Origin of the sequence: Streptococcus sp. HCA-5024 (assembly GCF_037890265.1) — a bacterium.
Classification (GTDB): domain Bacteria; phylum Bacillota; class Bacilli; order Lactobacillales; family Streptococcaceae; genus Streptococcus; species Streptococcus lingualis.
Genome location: NZ_JBBKBR010000005.1, coordinates 52,358 through 69,200, shown reverse-complemented (window position 1 = coordinate 69,200; position 16,843 = coordinate 52,358). Strand labels below are relative to the sequence as shown.

The 16,843-nt window shown below is 43.8% G+C and carries 15 protein-coding genes; all 15 read left to right on the top strand.

All coding sequences use genetic code 11. From position 1 onward, the window contains the following. Window positions 1-185 precede the first annotated feature (185 nt). Complete coding sequence (gene rpoB, locus WKT08_RS08235; RefSeq protein WP_201087783.1) at window positions 186-3,755, top strand: DNA-directed RNA polymerase subunit beta; 3,570 nt, start codon at window positions 186-188, stop codon at window positions 3,753-3,755. A 159-nt stretch (window positions 3,756-3,914) separates the two neighbouring features. Next, on the top strand, window positions 3,915-7,568 hold the full coding sequence (rpoC, locus tag WKT08_RS08230) for a DNA-directed RNA polymerase subunit beta' (RefSeq protein WP_340281331.1): 3,654 nt from the start codon (window positions 3,915-3,917) through the stop codon (window positions 7,566-7,568). Between the two features lie 321 nt (window positions 7,569-7,889). Next, a complete protein-coding gene (gene wecB / locus WKT08_RS08225; RefSeq protein WP_340281329.1) occupies window positions 7,890-9,044 on the top strand; it encodes a non-hydrolyzing UDP-N-acetylglucosamine 2-epimerase in 1,155 nt (384 codons plus the stop codon). Beyond that, entirely contained in the window at window positions 9,045-9,833 is a 789-nt protein-coding gene (locus WKT08_RS08220) for a hypothetical protein (RefSeq protein WP_155168051.1), read from the top strand. A 9-nt stretch (window positions 9,834-9,842) separates the two neighbouring features. Next, window positions 9,843-9,983 carry a hypothetical protein gene (locus WKT08_RS08215; RefSeq protein WP_003009749.1) on the top strand — a complete coding sequence of 47 codons (141 nt, stop codon included), beginning with the start codon at window positions 9,843-9,845 and terminating at the stop codon, window positions 9,981-9,983. Further along, window positions 9,976-11,286: a glycosyltransferase family 2 protein gene (locus WKT08_RS08210; protein WP_045758996.1), complete on the top strand. Its 1,311-nt coding sequence runs from the start codon at window positions 9,976-9,978 to the stop codon at window positions 11,284-11,286. The genes WKT08_RS08215 and WKT08_RS08210 overlap by 8 nt, the downstream gene beginning before the upstream one ends. An 8-nt stretch (window positions 11,287-11,294) precedes the next feature. Beyond that, a complete protein-coding gene (locus tag WKT08_RS08205; protein ID WP_049472876.1) occupies window positions 11,295-12,398 on the top strand; it encodes a glycosyl hydrolase family 8 in 1,104 nt (367 codons plus the stop codon). A 223-nt stretch (window positions 12,399-12,621) separates the two neighbouring features. Beyond that, window positions 12,622-13,011 carry a DUF1033 family protein gene (locus WKT08_RS08200; RefSeq protein ID WP_031572596.1) on the top strand — a complete coding sequence of 130 codons (390 nt, stop codon included), beginning with the start codon at window positions 12,622-12,624 and terminating at the stop codon, window positions 13,009-13,011. A gap of 87 nt (window positions 13,012-13,098) precedes the next feature. After that, window positions 13,099-14,040 carry a competence type IV pilus ATPase ComGA gene (gene comGA / locus WKT08_RS08195; protein WP_031572599.1) on the top strand — a complete coding sequence of 314 codons (942 nt, stop codon included), beginning with the start codon at window positions 13,099-13,101 and terminating at the stop codon, window positions 14,038-14,040. Beyond that, on the top strand, window positions 13,973-15,004 hold the full coding sequence (gene comGB / locus WKT08_RS08190) for a competence type IV pilus assembly protein ComGB (RefSeq protein WP_197538456.1): 1,032 nt from the start codon (window positions 13,973-13,975) through the stop codon (window positions 15,002-15,004). The genes comGA and comGB overlap by 68 nt, the downstream gene beginning before the upstream one ends. Next, on the top strand, window positions 15,001-15,318 hold the full coding sequence (gene comGC / locus WKT08_RS08185) for a competence type IV pilus major pilin ComGC (protein WP_023919650.1): 318 nt from the start codon (window positions 15,001-15,003) through the stop codon (window positions 15,316-15,318). The genes comGB and comGC overlap by 4 nt, the downstream gene beginning before the upstream one ends. Further along, a complete protein-coding gene (gene comGD / locus WKT08_RS08180) occupies window positions 15,308-15,712 on the top strand; it encodes a competence type IV pilus minor pilin ComGD (RefSeq protein ID WP_003004513.1) in 405 nt (134 codons plus the stop codon). The genes comGC and comGD overlap by 11 nt, the downstream gene beginning before the upstream one ends. Further along, window positions 15,678-15,965, top strand: coding sequence for a competence type IV pilus minor pilin ComGE (gene comGE / locus WKT08_RS08175; protein ID WP_003004353.1), 288 nt, complete (start codon window positions 15,678-15,680; stop codon window positions 15,963-15,965). The genes comGD and comGE overlap by 35 nt, the downstream gene beginning before the upstream one ends. Then, window positions 15,955-16,407, top strand: coding sequence for a competence type IV pilus minor pilin ComGF (gene comGF, locus WKT08_RS08170; protein ID WP_003004681.1), 453 nt, complete (start codon window positions 15,955-15,957; stop codon window positions 16,405-16,407). Before comGE ends, comGF begins: the two co-directional genes overlap by 11 nt. Next, complete coding sequence (comGG, locus tag WKT08_RS08165) at window positions 16,373-16,831, top strand: competence type IV pilus minor pilin ComGG (protein ID WP_023919648.1); 459 nt, start codon at window positions 16,373-16,375, stop codon at window positions 16,829-16,831. Before comGF ends, comGG begins: the two co-directional genes overlap by 35 nt. The last annotated feature ends 12 nt before the right edge of the window (window positions 16,832-16,843 follow it).

Below are 16,843 nucleotides of genomic sequence, written 5' to 3'. Positions count from 1 at the left end.
TATTTTTCAGAAAAATCCTAGTTTGTTACACAAATTTAATTTTTCTAAAAATTACAAAAAGCGACGAATGAGGTGAAGAGACAGCTCTTCACGTGATGCAAATCACACAATTGTAGTTAAAACCGGATAGGTGGTGAAAGTCATTTTACCAAGCTATCCTAGTATGGAAAAAGGAGCTAAAAACTTTGGCAGGACATGACGTTCAATACGGGAAACATCGGACCCGTCGTAGTTTTTCAAGAATCAAAGAGGTTCTTGATTTACCAAACTTGATTGAAATCCAGACAGACTCATTCAAAGATTTCTTGGATCATGGCTTGAAGGAAGTATTTGAAGATGTGCTTCCCATCTCAAACTTCACGGATACAATGGAATTGGAATTTGTGGGTTATGAAATCCGCGAACCTAAGTATTCGCTTGAAGAAGCGCGCATCCACGATGCCAGCTACTCAGCACCAATCTTTGTGACCTTCCGTTTGGTCAACAAAGAAACAGGTGAAATCAAGACCCAAGAAGTTTTCTTTGGTGATTTCCCAATCATGACGGAGATGGGAACTTTCATCATCAATGGTGGAGAACGGATTATCGTATCTCAGTTGGTCCGCTCACCAGGTGTCTACTTCAATGATAAGGTGGACAAGAATGGTAAGGTTGGTTATGGATCAACTGTTATCCCTAACCGTGGGGCTTGGTTAGAGCTTGAAACTGACTCAAAAGACATTGCTTACACACGTATCGACCGCACACGTAAGATTCCATTTACAACTCTTGTGCGTGCTCTTGGATTCTCTGGAGATGATGAAATCATCGATATCTTTGGGGACAGCGAATTGGTTCGCAATACCATTGAAAAAGATATCCACAAAAATCCAATGGATTCACGGACAGATGAAGCCCTCAAAGAAATCTACGAGCGTCTTCGTCCAGGTGAACCAAAAACAGCGGAAAGCTCACGTAGCTTGTTGGTAGCTCGTTTCTTTGATCCACGTCGTTATGACTTGGCACCAGTTGGTCGCTACAAGATCAACAAGAAACTCAATATCAAGAATCGCTTGTTGAACCAAACAATCGCAGAACCATTGGTAGATGCTGAAACAGGGGAAATCCTTGTAGAAGCTGGTACTGTCATGACGCGCGATGTGATCGACAGCATCTCAGAACAATTGGATAACGGTTTGAACAAAATCACCTACATTCCAAATGATGCTGCTGTTTTGACAGAGCCAGTAGAATTGCAAAAATTCAAAGTTGTCGCTCCGACAGATCCAGACCGTGTTGTCACCATCATCGGAAATGCTAACCCATCTGACAAAGTACGGATTGTGACTCCAGCTGACATCTTGGCAGAAATGAGCTATTTCTTGAACCTTGCAGAAGGTATTGGCCGCGTGGATGATATCGACCACCTTGGAAACCGTCGGATTCGTGCCGTTGGTGAATTGCTTGCCAACCAAGTGCGTCTTGGACTTTCACGGATGGAACGAAACGTTCGCGAACGGATGTCTGTACAAGATAACGATGTCTTGACACCACAACAAATCATCAACATCCGCCCAGTAACTGCAGCAATTAAAGAATTCTTTGGTTCTTCCCAATTGTCACAGTTCATGGACCAACACAACCCGCTTTCTGAGTTGTCTCACAAACGTCGTTTGTCTGCCTTAGGGCCTGGTGGTTTGACACGTGACCGTGCCGGATATGAAGTGCGTGACGTGCACTATACCCACTATGGTCGTATGTGTCCAATTGAAACACCTGAAGGACCAAACATCGGTTTGATCAACAACTTGTCATCTTATGGACACTTGAACAAATATGGTTTCATCCAAACGCCATACCGTAAAGTGGACCGTGAAAAAGGTGTGGTGACCAACGAAATCGTTTGGTTGACAGCCGATGAAGAAGATGAGTACATCGTCGCTCAGGCCAACTCTAAGTTGAACGAAAAAGGTGGCTTTGCTGAGCCGATCGTTATGGGACGTCATCGTGGTAACAACCAAGAGTTCCCATCTGATCAAGTCGACTACATGGACGTATCTCCAAAACAAGTAGTTGCCGTTGCGACAGCATGTATTCCTTTCTTGGAAAACGATGACTCCAACCGTGCCCTCATGGGTGCCAACATGCAACGTCAGGCTGTTCCATTGATTGATCCAAAAGCCCCTTATGTGGGTACTGGTATGGAATACCAAGCAGCCCATGATTCAGGAGCTGCAGTCATTGCTCAACATGATGGTAAAGTTACCTATGCAGATGCGGACAAGGTAGAAGTTCGTCGGGAAGATGGATCTCTTGATGTTTACCATATCCAAAAATTCCGTCGTTCAAACTCAGGTACCGCCTACAACCAACGTACTCTGGTTAAAGTTGGTGAAACCGTTGAAAAAGGTGACTTTATCGCTGACGGTCCATCGATGGAAAAAGGGGAAATGGCCCTTGGTCAAAACCCAATCGTCGCTTACATGACTTGGGAAGGGTATAACTTCGAGGATGCTGTTATCATGAGCGAACGCTTGGTGAAAGAAGATGTCTACACATCTGTTCACTTGGAAGAATTCGAATCAGAAACACGCGATACCAAGTTAGGCCCTGAAGAAATTACCCGTGAAATTCCGAACGTCGGGGAAGATGCTCTTCGTGACTTGGATGAAACAGGTATTATCCGTATTGGTGCTGAGGTTAAAGAAGGCGATATCCTTGTCGGTAAGGTAACACCGAAAGGTGAAAAAGACCTTTCTGCTGAAGAACGTCTCCTTCACGCTATCTTTGGGGATAAATCTCGTGAAGTGCGTGATACATCACTCCGTGTACCTCACGGTGGAGATGGAGTCGTTCGCGATGTTAAGATCTTTACCCGTGCAAACGGTGATGAATTACAATCGGGTGTCAACATGTTGGTTCGTGTTTACATTGCACAAAAACGTAAGATCCGCGTCGGAGATAAGATGGCCGGTCGTCACGGAAACAAAGGGGTTGTGTCTCGTATTGTTCCAGTTGAAGATATGCCTTACCTTCCAGACGGTACACCAGTTGATATCATGTTGAACCCTCTTGGGGTGCCATCACGTATGAATATCGGTCAGGTTATGGAACTTCACCTTGGTATGGCAGCTCGTAACTTGGGTATTCACATTGCAACACCAGTCTTTGATGGAGCAAGCTCAGAAGACCTCTGGGATACTGTGAAAGAAGCTGGTATGGATAGCGATGCCAAGACCATTCTTTACGATGGACGTACTGGTGAACCGTTTGACAACCGTGTCTCTGTCGGTGTCATGTACATGATCAAGCTTCACCACATGGTTGATGATAAACTCCATGCCCGTTCAGTCGGACCATACTCAATGGTTACCCAACAACCACTCGGAGGGAAAGCTCAGTTTGGTGGACAACGTTTCGGGGAAATGGAAGTGTGGGCCCTTGAGGCTTATGGTGCATCAAATGTCCTTCAAGAAATCTTGACTTACAAGTCAGATGATGTCAACGGACGTTTGAAAGCTTATGAAGCGATTACCAAAGGTAAACCAATTCCAAAACCAGGTGTACCAGAATCCTTCCGCGTTCTTGTCAAAGAATTGCAATCTCTTGGTCTTGACATGCGTGTCTTGGATGAAGATGATCAAGAAGTGGAACTTCGTGACCTTGATGAAGGCGAAGACGATGATGTGATTCATGTGGATGACCTTGAAAAAGCACGTGAAAAAGCAGCCAAGGAAGCAAAAGCAGCCTTTGATGCCGAAGAATCAGAAAAATAATCAGTAAAAATGATTGTCCTGTGAGCAACCAATGCTTCTGACAGGATGATTCGATAACAAGATACAGACACAAGGCGGTGGCAAGAAAGTTTCCTTTCTTCCCCCACCTAAGCTGTATCCAAATAAAACAAGTATGAAAACAAGGAAAGGTAAGAAATAGTGGTTGATGTAAATCGTTTTAAAAGTATGCAAATCACCCTAGCTTCTCCAAGCAAGGTCCGTTCATGGTCTTATGGAGAGGTCAAGAAACCTGAAACAATCAACTACCGTACATTGAAACCAGAACGCGAAGGTCTCTTTGATGAAGTCATCTTTGGACCTACAAAAGACTGGGAATGTGCGTGTGGGAAATACAAACGAATCCGTTACAAAGGGATCGTTTGTGACCGCTGTGGGGTTGAAGTAACACGTGCGAAAGTTCGTCGTGAACGCATGGGGCATATCGAGTTGAAAGCACCTGTATCACACATCTGGTACTTCAAAGGAATCCCTTCTCGTATGGGATTGACCTTGGATATGAGTCCTCGTGCCCTTGAAGAAGTCATCTACTTCGCAGCTTATGTGGTGATCGATCCAAAAGATACTCCACTTGAGCACAAATCCATCATGACGGAACGTGAATACCGTGAACGCTTGCGTGAATACGGACCAGGTTCCTTTGTAGCTAAGATGGGGGCAGAAGCCATCCAAGACCTCTTGAAACAAGTGGATTTGGAAGCTGAAATTGCTCTCTTGAAAGAAGAATTGAAGACTGCAACTGGTCAAAAACGTGTGAAGGCTGTGCGTCGTTTGGATGTCTTGGACGCCTTCTACAAATCTGGCAACAAGCCAGAATGGATGGTCCTCAACATCCTTCCCGTTATTCCACCAGATCTTCGTCCGATGGTCCAATTGGATGGTGGCCGTTTTGCTGCCTCTGACTTGAATGACCTTTATCGCCGGGTAATTAACCGGAACAACCGTTTGGCTCGTTTGTTAGAATTGAATGCCCCTGGTATCATCGTGCAAAACGAAAAACGGATGCTCCAAGAAGCGGTTGACGCTTTGATCGACAACGGTCGTCGTGGTCGTCCAATCACAGGACCAGGTAGCCGTCCACTCAAATCATTGAGCCACATGCTCAAAGGGAAACAAGGACGCTTCCGTCAAAACTTGCTCGGTAAACGGGTGGACTTCTCAGGACGTTCCGTTATCGCCGTTGGTCCAACTCTGAAAATGTACCAATGTGGTGTGCCACGTGAAATGGCCATCGAGCTCTTCAAACCATTTGTCATGCGTGAAATCGTTGCACGCGATATCGTACAAAATGTTAAAGCTGCAAAACGCTTGGTCGAACGCGGAGATGAACGTATCTGGGATATCTTGGAAGAAGTGATCAAAGAACACCCAGTTCTCTTGAACCGCGCACCGACCCTTCACCGTTTGGGGATCCAAGCCTTTGAACCTGTCTTGATTGACGGGAAAGCCCTCCGCTTGCACCCCCTTGTCTGTGAAGCCTACAATGCCGACTTCGATGGAGACCAAATGGCCATCCACGTACCGCTTTCAGAAGAAGCTCAAGCAGAAGCTCGTATCTTGATGTTGGCTGCTGAGCATATCTTGAACCCTAAAGATGGTAAACCAGTCGTTACGCCATCTCAGGATATGGTATTGGGGAACTACTACCTCACGATGGAAGAAGCTGGTCGTGAAGGTGAAGGAATGGTCTTTAAAGACCGTGATGAAGCCGTGATGGCCCTTCGCAATGGCTATGTTCACTTGCATACACGTGTCGGAATTGCGACGGATAGCTTGAACAAACCTTGGACAGAAGCACAACAACACAAGATTCTCTTGACAACTGTTGGTAAGATTCTCTTTAACGATATCATGCCTGCAGAGCTTCCATACCTTCAAGAGCCTAATAATGCTAACTTGACAGAAGGTGTTCCAGCTAAGTATTTCTTGGAGCCTGGTCAAGATGTCAAATCAGCGATTGAGAAATTGGAATTAAACGTTCCATTCAAGAAGAAAAATCTTGGAAATATCATCGCCGAAATCTTCAAACGTTTCCGTACAACTGAAACGTCTGCTTTCTTGGACCGTTTGAAAGACTTAGGTTACCATCATTCAACCCTTGCTGGTTTGACAGTGGGGATTGCCGATATTCCGGTCGTTGAAGACAAGGCAGAAATCATTGAAGAATCTCACAAACGTGTGGAACAAATCACCAAACAATTCCGTCGTGGTTTGATCACAGATGATGAACGCTACAATGCCGTTACAGCTGAATGGCGTGCAGCCCGTGAGAAGTTGGAAAAACGCTTGGTGGATAACCAAGATCCGAAGAACCCAATCGTTATGATGATGGACTCTGGAGCCCGTGGTAACATCTCAAACTTCTCGCAGCTTGCCGGTATGCGTGGTTTGATGGCCGCTCCAAACGGACGGATCATGGAATTGCCAATCCTTTCAAACTTCCGCGAAGGTTTGTCAGTACTCGAAATGTTCTTCTCAACTCACGGTGCCCGTAAAGGGATGACCGATACGGCCCTTAAGACAGCCGACTCAGGTTACTTGACTCGTCGTTTGGTTGACGTGGCCCAAGACGTCATTATCCGTGAAGATGACTGTGGAACAGACCGTGGACTTGTGATCCGTGCCATTACTGATGGTAAGGAAATGATCGAGCCACTCGAAGAACGCTTGACAGGTCGTTATACCAAGAAATCTGTTAAACATCCTGAAACAGGTGAAGTCATCGTTGGTCCAGATACCTTGATTTCAGAAGACCTAGCACGTGAAATTGTCAAAGCTGGTGTGGAAGAAGTCACTATCCGCTCTGTCTTTACATGTAACACCCGCCATGGTGTCTGCCGTCACTGTTATGGTATCAACTTGGCGACTGGTGATGCGGTTGAAGTGGGTGAAGCAGTCGGAACCATCGCTGCCCAATCTATCGGGGAACCTGGTACACAGTTGACCATGCGTACCTTCCACACGGGTGGGGTTGCCTCAAATACCGATATCACTCAAGGTCTTCCTCGTGTCCAAGAAATCTTTGAAGCCCGCAATCCAAAAGGGGAAGCGGTCATCACTGAGGTCAAAGGGGAAGTCACAGCCATCGAAGAAGATGCTTCTACACGGACCAAGAAAGTCTTTGTTAGCGGAGCAACTGGTGAGGGCGAATATGTTGTCCCTTACACTGCCCGCATGAAAGTCGAAGTGGGAGATCAAGTCTCTCGTGGTGATGCTCTGACAGAAGGATCTATTCAACCAAAACGTCTCCTTGCTGTACGTGATGTCTTGTCAGTTGAAACTTACCTCCTTGCGGAAGTACAAAAAGTATACCGTAGCCAAGGGGTAGAAATCGGCGACAAACACATCGAGGTAATGGTGCGTCAAATGATTCGTAAAGTACGTGTCATGGATCCAGGAGATACAGACCTTCTCATGGGTACGCTCATGGATATCACAGACTTTACAGATGCTAATAAGGATGTCCTTATCTCTGGTGGAGTTCCTGCGACTGCACGTCCAGTCCTTATGGGAATCACCAAAGCCTCTCTTGAAACCAACAGTTTCTTGTCAGCGGCTTCCTTCCAGGAAACAACTCGTGTCCTTACTGACGCAGCGATCCGTGGTAAGAAAGACCATCTCCTTGGACTTAAGGAAAATGTTATCATTGGTAAGATTATTCCTGCAGGTACAGGTATGGCTCGTTACCGTAACTTGGAACCACAAGCAGTCAATGAAGTTGAAATCATCGAAGAAGTGCCATTAACAGATGGAACAGTCGATGAAGTTCAAACAGCTGAAGTCGTAGAAAAATAAGAAAATAAGTCGGAACTACAAGTTCCGGCTTTTTTTGAAAAAATTATAAAAATTTATTATTTGAAAAATAATTGTATAATTATTGAATTATTTTTTTACCAAAAATATTAGCCCGGTAAAAGTCGTGCTGTAAATACTTACAATTAGTGATTATATGGATATGTATTCTAAACACCAAAATAATAAAATGACTAACTATTAGTAATTTCTTTATAAAACCCAAAATCGGTTTGACATTTAAAGTCATTGGCGGTAGAATGAAAAAAGATGTACACAATTTAAAAAAATGTTGAATTACATGCATGTCAACGGGAGAAGTTTATGGGAAAATTGAAAATTATGGTTGTGTTTGGGACGCGACCGGAGGCCATCAAGATGTCCCCTTTGGTGCTGGAGTTACAAAAACAAAAGGAGGTTATTGAGACCATCACAGTGGTCACTGCTCAGCACCGTCAAATGTTGGACCAGGTTTTAGAAACCTTTAACATCGTACCTGATTACGATTTGGATATTATGGGGAAAAGTCAGACCTTATTAGACATTACCTCTAAAATTCTGAATCAATTAGATCCAGTTATCAAAAAAGAAAAGCCGGATATGGTGCTCGTCCATGGAGATACGACTACTACCTTTGCGGCGAGTCTGGTTGCCTTTTACAATCAAGTCCGCATTGGTCACGTCGAAGCTGGTTTGAGAACCTTTGATAAATATTCTCCGTATCCAGAAGAGATGAACCGTCAAATGACGGATGATTTAGCGGATCTGTATTTTGCGCCGACGGGCGAAAGTAAGGCCAATCTCTTAAAAGAAAATCATCCGGAATCCTCTATTGTGGTGACAGGAAATACTGCTATTGATGCGCTGAAACTAACGGTTCAAGAGGACTATCACCACGAAGTACTGGATCAATTGGATCCAGCTAAAAAAGTCATCCTGGTCACCATGCATCGAAGAGAAAATCAAGGCCAACCTATGCGAGCGGTCTTTGGGGCTCTGAGAGAAATGGTGGATCAAGAACCGACTATTGAAGTGGTTTACCCAGTGCATCTTAGTCCAGCGGTCCAAGAGGCGGCAAACGATCTATTAGGAGATCATGATCGGATCCACCTCATTGAGCCTCTAGATGTACTAGATTTCCACAACTTAGCTTCGAGAAGTTACTTTATCATGTCGGATTCAGGTGGGGTGCAAGAGGAGGCGCCATCATTAGGAAAACCGGTATTGGTATTACGCGATACAACGGAACGCCCAGAAGGGGTCAAAGCGGGAACTTTGAAATTAGTTGGAACGGATCCTGATGTCGTCAAAACGACGATGACAGAGCTCTTAACCAATGAACATCTTTATCTAGAAATGGCGAATGCGCGAAATCCTTATGGGGATGGAAGAGCTTCTGAGCGAATCGTACAAGCCATTAAACATTACTTTGGCCAGGGAGAGGCTGCCGAAGAATTTCATGAGGGAGAGAAAGAATAAATGAAAAAAACGGAAAAGTTAAGTAGATGGTTGCTGATTTTGATTGTTTTCGAAGTACTTCTTTTACTTTACTGCTTGTTTTTTGCAAGAGAGATTCTGATTGAAGAAGGATTATTCTTTGTTTTAGGATTATTTGCTGCTATTGTTTTATCGGATTTATTGTTGACATGGACCATCCTGTTGTCATTTGCCCTTGGGATTGTCTTTTTGGTGGCGGGTGTTGTCTATATCCCATTTCATCAAGCCTTGCTCTTGCTCTTTAGTTTTCCGATCTTGATTGGAATCTTGACCCGAATTCGCTATCACCTCTTTAAAGAGATTGCAAAAGTGAAGGATCAAGAGGCAGAAGCTTACGCAGATTACCGCAACCGCATCGCTTCTTATGGCGGACAAACCAATGATACGATTCAGGCCTTGCTCATTCACTGGTCGCACGAGGAATTGTTCTTCCAATTGCAACCGAGAGAGTACAATCGGACCTTAAACCAAATCAACTATTTGTTAACGCATCATCTGAAGCCAAATGAAAGCTTGTATTATGTATCAGACGGTAATTTCTTGATCTTATCTTCTGATAGCGAGCGGGATCTGAAGAGCGATTATATGACGGTCTTAAAACCACAGTTGGAAGGACTGGTTTTCCAAGGAGAAGATGGGGTTCAGGGCATCCAATTTCAGTCAGGATTTCTTGTAGTGGATCAATCCAATCGAACCAAATACCATCGCTATAAAGAAATGATTCGTTACTTAAAACGTCAACTTGAAACAGATATTATTGTGGAATATTAGGAGGAAAACATGTCTCTTACAAATATATTTTTTAATATAGCTGTAGGCATTAGTGTATTTTTTGCCTTGTGCTTTATTGTATTATTTGTAGCTTATACGGTGATTTACCACCGTGTCAATAAAAACTTTAAGGCGGTGGACCATGATTAGTCAAATTGTGATGATTATTGCCTTGATTTCGATTTGGTTGTCCTTAGCCTGGGGCTTAGTAATCCTCTTTTCAGCCGTTCATTTTTGGTTTAAACACAGTGATTTTCGTGTCAATACGGATCCGCTTCCTTATTATCCAAAAGTGACCATTGTCGTGCCCGCCCATAATGAGGATGTGGTCATTGCACAAACAGCTAAAGCGATCCTTGATATGAACTACCCACATGATCGTGTTGAATTACTGCTCTTTGCGGATAATTGTTCCGATCGCACCTATGAAGAGTGTTTGGCGGTTAAAGCATTGCCAGAGTATGCAGGACGTGATTTGACCATTATCAATCGAAGTGGGACAGGTGGGAAAGCCGGTGTGCTAAATGACGCTTTGGCGATGGCGACTGGAGACTATATCTGTGTTTATGATGCAGATGCCATGCCTGAAAAGAACGCCCTTTATTTCCTTGTGAAAGAAGTCCTCAAAGATCCAGAACGTCATGTGGCTTCTTTCGGCCGCAATAAAACGCGGAATGCCAATCAAAACTTTTTGACCCGCTGTATCAACCAAGAGATTGTTGTCACCCAACGGGTTCATCATGTGGGCATGTGGCATCTCTTTAAGATTGGACGGATTCCAGGAACTAACTTCATTATTCAAACCGAATTTGTCAAGAGTATTGGAGGATGGAAAAACGGTGCCTTGACTGAGGATACGGATATTTCCTTCAAGATTATGCAAAGTGGGAAGTTGATTGCGCTAGCCTATAATTCAGAAGCTTTCCAACAAGAGCCAGAGACTCTGAAGAGTTACTATATGCAACGGAAACGTTGGGCCAAAGGGAATTATGAAGTGGTTCTTTCCAACTTCAAGCATTTATTTGGTAAGGGAAATTGGCGCGTGAAGTTGGAAGTGACCAACTATTCCTGTGTCTTCTTCTGGTTTAATGCGGCCATCGTCTTATCGGACTTGATCTTTTTTGCCAATATTCTGGCCATGTGTATCCATACAGTGGTGCCAGGTGTGCAAATTCCATTTGCCTTTGATTCTGAAAATATCTACATTGCGCAATTGATGCTCTTCAATTGGATCTTGATGATTGGGCTTTATCTGCTTCAGATTAATGTGGCTCTTGCCTCACAATTTGGTCAAGCCACTACCAAGCAAATTTGGTTGGCCTTGGCTGCCTATTTCACCTATTCTCAACTGTTTATCATTGTGTCGATTGATGCCATCTCTTCGATTGTGATGGATAAACTATTGCACCGGAAAGAAACCAAATGGGTTAAAACAAAACGATTCGCAGGATAGGAGAAATTATGAAAACGAAAAAGATGAGATATGTATGGTTTCTAGTCATCCTTTGCATTTTCTGTTTGACCTTGTTTTTAGCGAGAACGAGAAGTAAAGTGGAGATGCGAAATCGAATTTATCATCAGTGGAATGAGCATTTTGTTGTTTCAAAAGGGAAAGAATCCTATGTTCGAACCACCAATGATAGCAATCAAACAGTAGTGTTATCCGAGGCACAAAGTTATGGAATGCTCATTACTGTTGCAGCTGCCGAAAAAGGACAAGCCCAACAAGCAGACTTTGACCGACTCTATCACTATTATCTAAATCATCGCTTGGAAGGTACCCAATTGATGTCTTGGAAACAAACCATCAGCAATGGAAAAGCAAAGGATGAGGATCATAACGCTACAGATGGAGATCTCTACATCGCCTATGCTCTTCTAAAAGCCGCTCAGAAATGGCCAAAGCAAGCCAAAGACTACCAGGCTCAAGCCAAAGCGATTTTAGAAGATATTCTCGCACACAACTACAATGAAGAAACGGGTGTGTTAACGGTGGGGAATTGGGCCAATCAGGACTCGGAGTTTTATCATTTGATGCGGACGTCTGATACACTGCCAGCGCAATTCCAGATCTTTTATGAAGTGACAAAAGATTCAAAGTGGTTGGACATCAAAGAAAAGATGTTGCAACAACTCCAAACGATCAGCTCCCAAACAAAAACAGGTTTACTACCTGATTTCATCTGGGTAGATGAGCAAGGAACGCGCGTAGCGGATCCAAAGACGATTGAATCCAAGTATGATGGTGCCTACTCGTATAATGCTTGTCGCCTTCCATACAACCTTGTTCAAAGTAAGGACAAAACCAGTCAACAATTGGTGAAAAAGATGCTTAACTTTTTCAAGAGTCAAAGAAACCTGTATGCAGGTTATGACTTGAAAGGGAAGGCCTTGAACAATCATCAGGCAGCAAGCTTTTTGGCACCGATTGTCTATGCCTCTGAACATGAAAAAGGCTATTTGAAGTTGGTGCAACAGAACAAGTATATCTTTACACAAGATCTACCTCTGAACAACTATTACGATGCAACCATGACAACCATGATTGCACTTGAATTGTTCTAAATACTTGAGAAGAGAGAGTTCCCCAGGATGGTCTGTCCATTTTGTTGGGACTCTCTTCTTTTGATTCTCGAAAAAAGGAACCAATAGCAATTAGGCAGTCTATTTTTGAAAAATAATTGTGAAAATCACCTGAAAACTACCTGAAAAATCATGTTCTGAGCAGAAAACTTTTATTCTCAAAGGATTTTCTATATAATAGAGGATACAAAGGATGGAAGAGTTTATGTATCGAGTGATTGAAATGTACGGGGACTGTGAACCCTGGTGGTTTTTAGAAGGTTGGGAAGAAGATATCGTGAGTAGTCGGAAGTTTGAAGACTATTACCAGGCTTTGAAATACTACAAGCAGAAGTGGTTGGAGTTAAATGAGCACTTTCCAAGTTATAAGAGTCGGAGTGACCTCATGACGATCTTTTGGGATACCAAGGAGCAAGAGTGGTGTGAGGACTGCAGTGAAGATGTGCAGTTTTTCCATTCGATTGTCCTCCTAGAAGACGAGCATAAGATCCCTAAAAGCAAGCTCCGCCCAGGCTACGAAAAGGAAAGAGGCAGTCGCAAACACCGTTCTTGTCAATATACACTCGATTCAAAAAAGGGGACGACCCTGTCATAAGAGAAATGCGGAAGATTTTTTAGAGCGATCTAGAAAGTCTTCTTTTTTTGTCTTCTTTTTCGAATAGTATAAGTGAGAGGAGGAACTATGGTTCAAGAAATTGCAAAAAAACTGATCCGTATGGGAAAGAAGGAAGAGGCTCAGGATCTTTACTTCATTCCTCGGAAGGAGGAGTACCAGGTTTTTATGAGGGTGGGAGACGAGAGGCGCTTTGTGCAGTCCTTCCCTTTTGAGGACATGACGGCTATGATTAGCCACTTTAAGTTCGTGGCAGGGATGAATGTGGGAGAAAAAAGGCGCAGCCAGCTAGGGTCGTGTGATTACCCATTAGAGGATGGAGTGGTCTCGATTCGCTTGTCGACGGTGGGGGATTATCGTGGTTATGAAAGCTTGGTTATTCGGCTCTTGCATGATGAGGAACGCGAATTACGGTTTTGGTTTGATCAATTACCGGACTTGAAGAAGAAATTGGCTGGTCGTGGGCTTTATCTTTTTGCGGGTCCCGTTGGCTCGGGAAAGACCACTCTCATGCATGCTTTAGCGCAAGAGCGCTTTGCGGACCAGCAAGTCATGTCTATTGAAGACCCTGTCGAGATCAAGCAGGATAATATGCTTCAGCTTCAGCTGAATGACCAGATTGGCATGACCTATGACAACCTGATCAAACTCTCCTTACGCCATCGGCCGGACCTTCTCATTATTGGAGAGATCCGAGATAAGGAAACAGCTCGTGCAGTCGTACGGGCTAGTTTGACAGGAGTCACCGTCTTCTCTACGATTCATGCGAAAAGCGTTCGAGGTGTTTATGAGCGACTTTTAGAACTTGGAGTGAGTGAGGAAGAGCTCAAGATTGTTTTACAAGGAATTTGCTACCAACGATTAATTGCAGGAGGAGGTGTGGTCGATTTTGCGACGGAAAACTACCAAGAGCACTCAGCCAGCCGCTGGAACCAACAAATGGATCTCTTGGCTCAATCGGGATATATCCAGCTGGCTCAGGCCCAAGCCGAAAAAATTATCTACCGCTAAACAAAAGCAAATCATCGAATTGTTTTTGAATCTTTATTCGAGTGGTTTTCACCTGTCTGAGATTGTCGATTTTCTGGATCGCTCTCACCTAGTGGAGAGTCGTTTGGTTTCCCAGATGCGAGAGGATCTCTCGCGGGGGCGGAGTTTTTCAGAGATGATGGCAGGGATCGGTTTTTCAGATGCAGTGACGACACAGCTGTCTCTCGCTGAGCTCCATGGCAATCTTGCATTGAGCTTGGAGAAAATCAGTGCTTACCTAGAAAACATGCGCAAGGTCAAGAAAAAGTTGATCGAGGTGAGCACCTATCCTCTCATCTTGCTTGGATTTTTAGTTCTAATTATGCTAGGCTTGCGCAATTATTTGCTTCCTCAAATGGATGCTCAAAATATTGGGACGCAATTGATCAGTTCCTTCCCCCAACTCTTTTTGGTCTTAGGAGCGGGACTGGTGGCCTTCTTTTTACTCGGATTTCTCTATTACCGCCAGTCAGGCAAGATCAAGGTTTTTAGAACCTTGTCTCATCTGCCTTTCGGAAAAGGCATGATTCAAGCTTATTTGACAGCCTATTATGCCAGAGAATGGGGCAATCTGATTGGGCAAGGATTGGAATTGACTCAGATTTTTTCCATGATGCAGGACCAAAAATCCCAGCTTTTTCAAGAAATTGGAAGGGACTTAGCTCTTTCTTTAGATCGTGGCCAGTCCTTTTCAGAGACGGTCAGGGGGTATCCTTTTTTCAAAAAAGAATTGCCTCTTATGATTGAATATGGTGAAGTCAAATCAAAGCTCGGAAGTGAGCTAGAGATCTATGCTGAAAAAACATGGGAAGATTTCTTTCGTCGGGTTCACAAGGCCATGAATGTAATACAACCCTTGGTGTTTGTCTTTGTGGCTCTTGTGATTGTGTTACTCTATGCAGCCATGTTGCTGCCGATTTATCAAAATATGGAGGTTCGTTTATGAAAAAATTAAAAACCTATAAGGTTAAGGCCTTTACACTTATTGAAATGTTGGTGGTCTTATTGATCATCAGTGTGCTCTTATTGCTCTTTGTGCCGAATTTGACCAAGCAAAAAGACTCCGTGAAAGAGACAGGAAATGCAGCGGTTGTGAAGGTGGTCGAAAGTCAGGCTGAATTGTACGAGCTCAATCATACCAATGACCAAGCCACTCTATCAAAGCTAATTGCTGATGGAAATATTACCAACAAACAAGCAGAATCTTATCGTGCCTATTATGCGAAAAATAGTGGAGAAACTCGTGCGGTTGCAGATTAAGGCCTTCACCTTGGTGGAGACTCTTCTGACCTTGATGATCGTCAGTTTTATCTATCTGGGCTTATCGGGATCGATCAAGACGAGCTTTCAGCAGGTGGAAGAAAAAGTATTTTTTGCAGAGTTTGAACACCTCTATCAAGAAAGCCAGAAAATAGCGCTGGCAAGGCAAACGGAATTGGATGTTGAAGTGACTGCAAGGAAGATTCAAACGCCTTACCAGACGGTGGAGATTCCTGATTCTGTCATTTTGCAAGATCCTAAAACTATTCGTTTAGACCGTGCAGGTGGCAATTCATCCCTGGCCAATGTTCACTTTCAGACACAGAGAGGAGTGGTGACCTATCAGCTTTCGCTTGGAAATGGGAAAATTAAAAAAAGCATCCGTTCCCGCTAGTATTCTCATAGAATCTTTGGTAGCCTTGGGTTTATTTGCCATGATTACGACCTTATTGTTAGGGGAGATCCGGCGTTCGCGCAAGGAGCGACTAGCGGATTTCAAAGAGGTAGAGGTCTTATCTGTCGCTCAAATGGCGCTTCAGACAGGGCAAAATCATCTAGAGGCCAATGGCATTCAGGTTCAAGTCGAAAAAGATGCCGATCAACTCACGGTCTATCATCAAGGGAAGGTGGTACTGCATGTGGAATAACGGAAAGGTCAAGGCCTTTACCCTGCTCGAAGCCTTGGTCGCTCTCTTGGTGCTCAGTGGGGGAGTGTTGGTCTTTCAAGGCTTGACCAAGCTCCTGCATGCTGAATTGGACTACCAGGCACATCAAAAGCAGGAAGAATGGATACTTTTTCAGCAACAATTGCAGGTGGAATTGGATCGGAGTCATTTTGAAAAAGTAGCGGACAATCATATCTACTTGGTTCAGGATCAAAAACCAATTGCCATTGGTCAATCGAAAGGGGATGATATCCGAAAAACAGATGATAAGGGCAGGGGCTATCAGCCTATGATTTCAGGGGTTCACTCTAGTCAGATTTGGCAGGAGGGAGAGTCGCTTCATCTGCGGTTGAATTTTGAAGATGGTCTAGAAAGGGAGTATGTCTACCATGTGGTACCAGCGATACAAAATGAAAAAAGTTAAGGCTGGTGTCTTGCTTTACGCTCTCTTGATGGCAGCGATTTTTAGTCTCTTGCTTCAGTTTTACCTGCACCGTCAGGTTGCGGAAAGACGAATCTTAAAGACGAGTCAAGATCGCCTTCAGGCCTATGCTTTGGTGCAAATGGCTCTTGAAAAGAGAAAGAGTGATGAGAAGACATCAGAGATTCATTTAAAATCTGGAACTGTTCAGCTAAAGAAGGATACTGGTTTTCTTCATGCCCAGGCTGAGATGGATGGCGAAAGCTATGAGTTTGTCCTTCCAGTAAGGGAAGAAAAAGAAAGTAAGAAGAGCCAAAAAGAAAAGAAGAAGACACAGAAAGATAAGGAGAAGGCAGGGAGCGAAACGCCTTCTGAAGAGACGCTAAACGAGACCAAGGAACCATCAGAAAATAGCGAAAAAGACTAATTTTTGGTATGA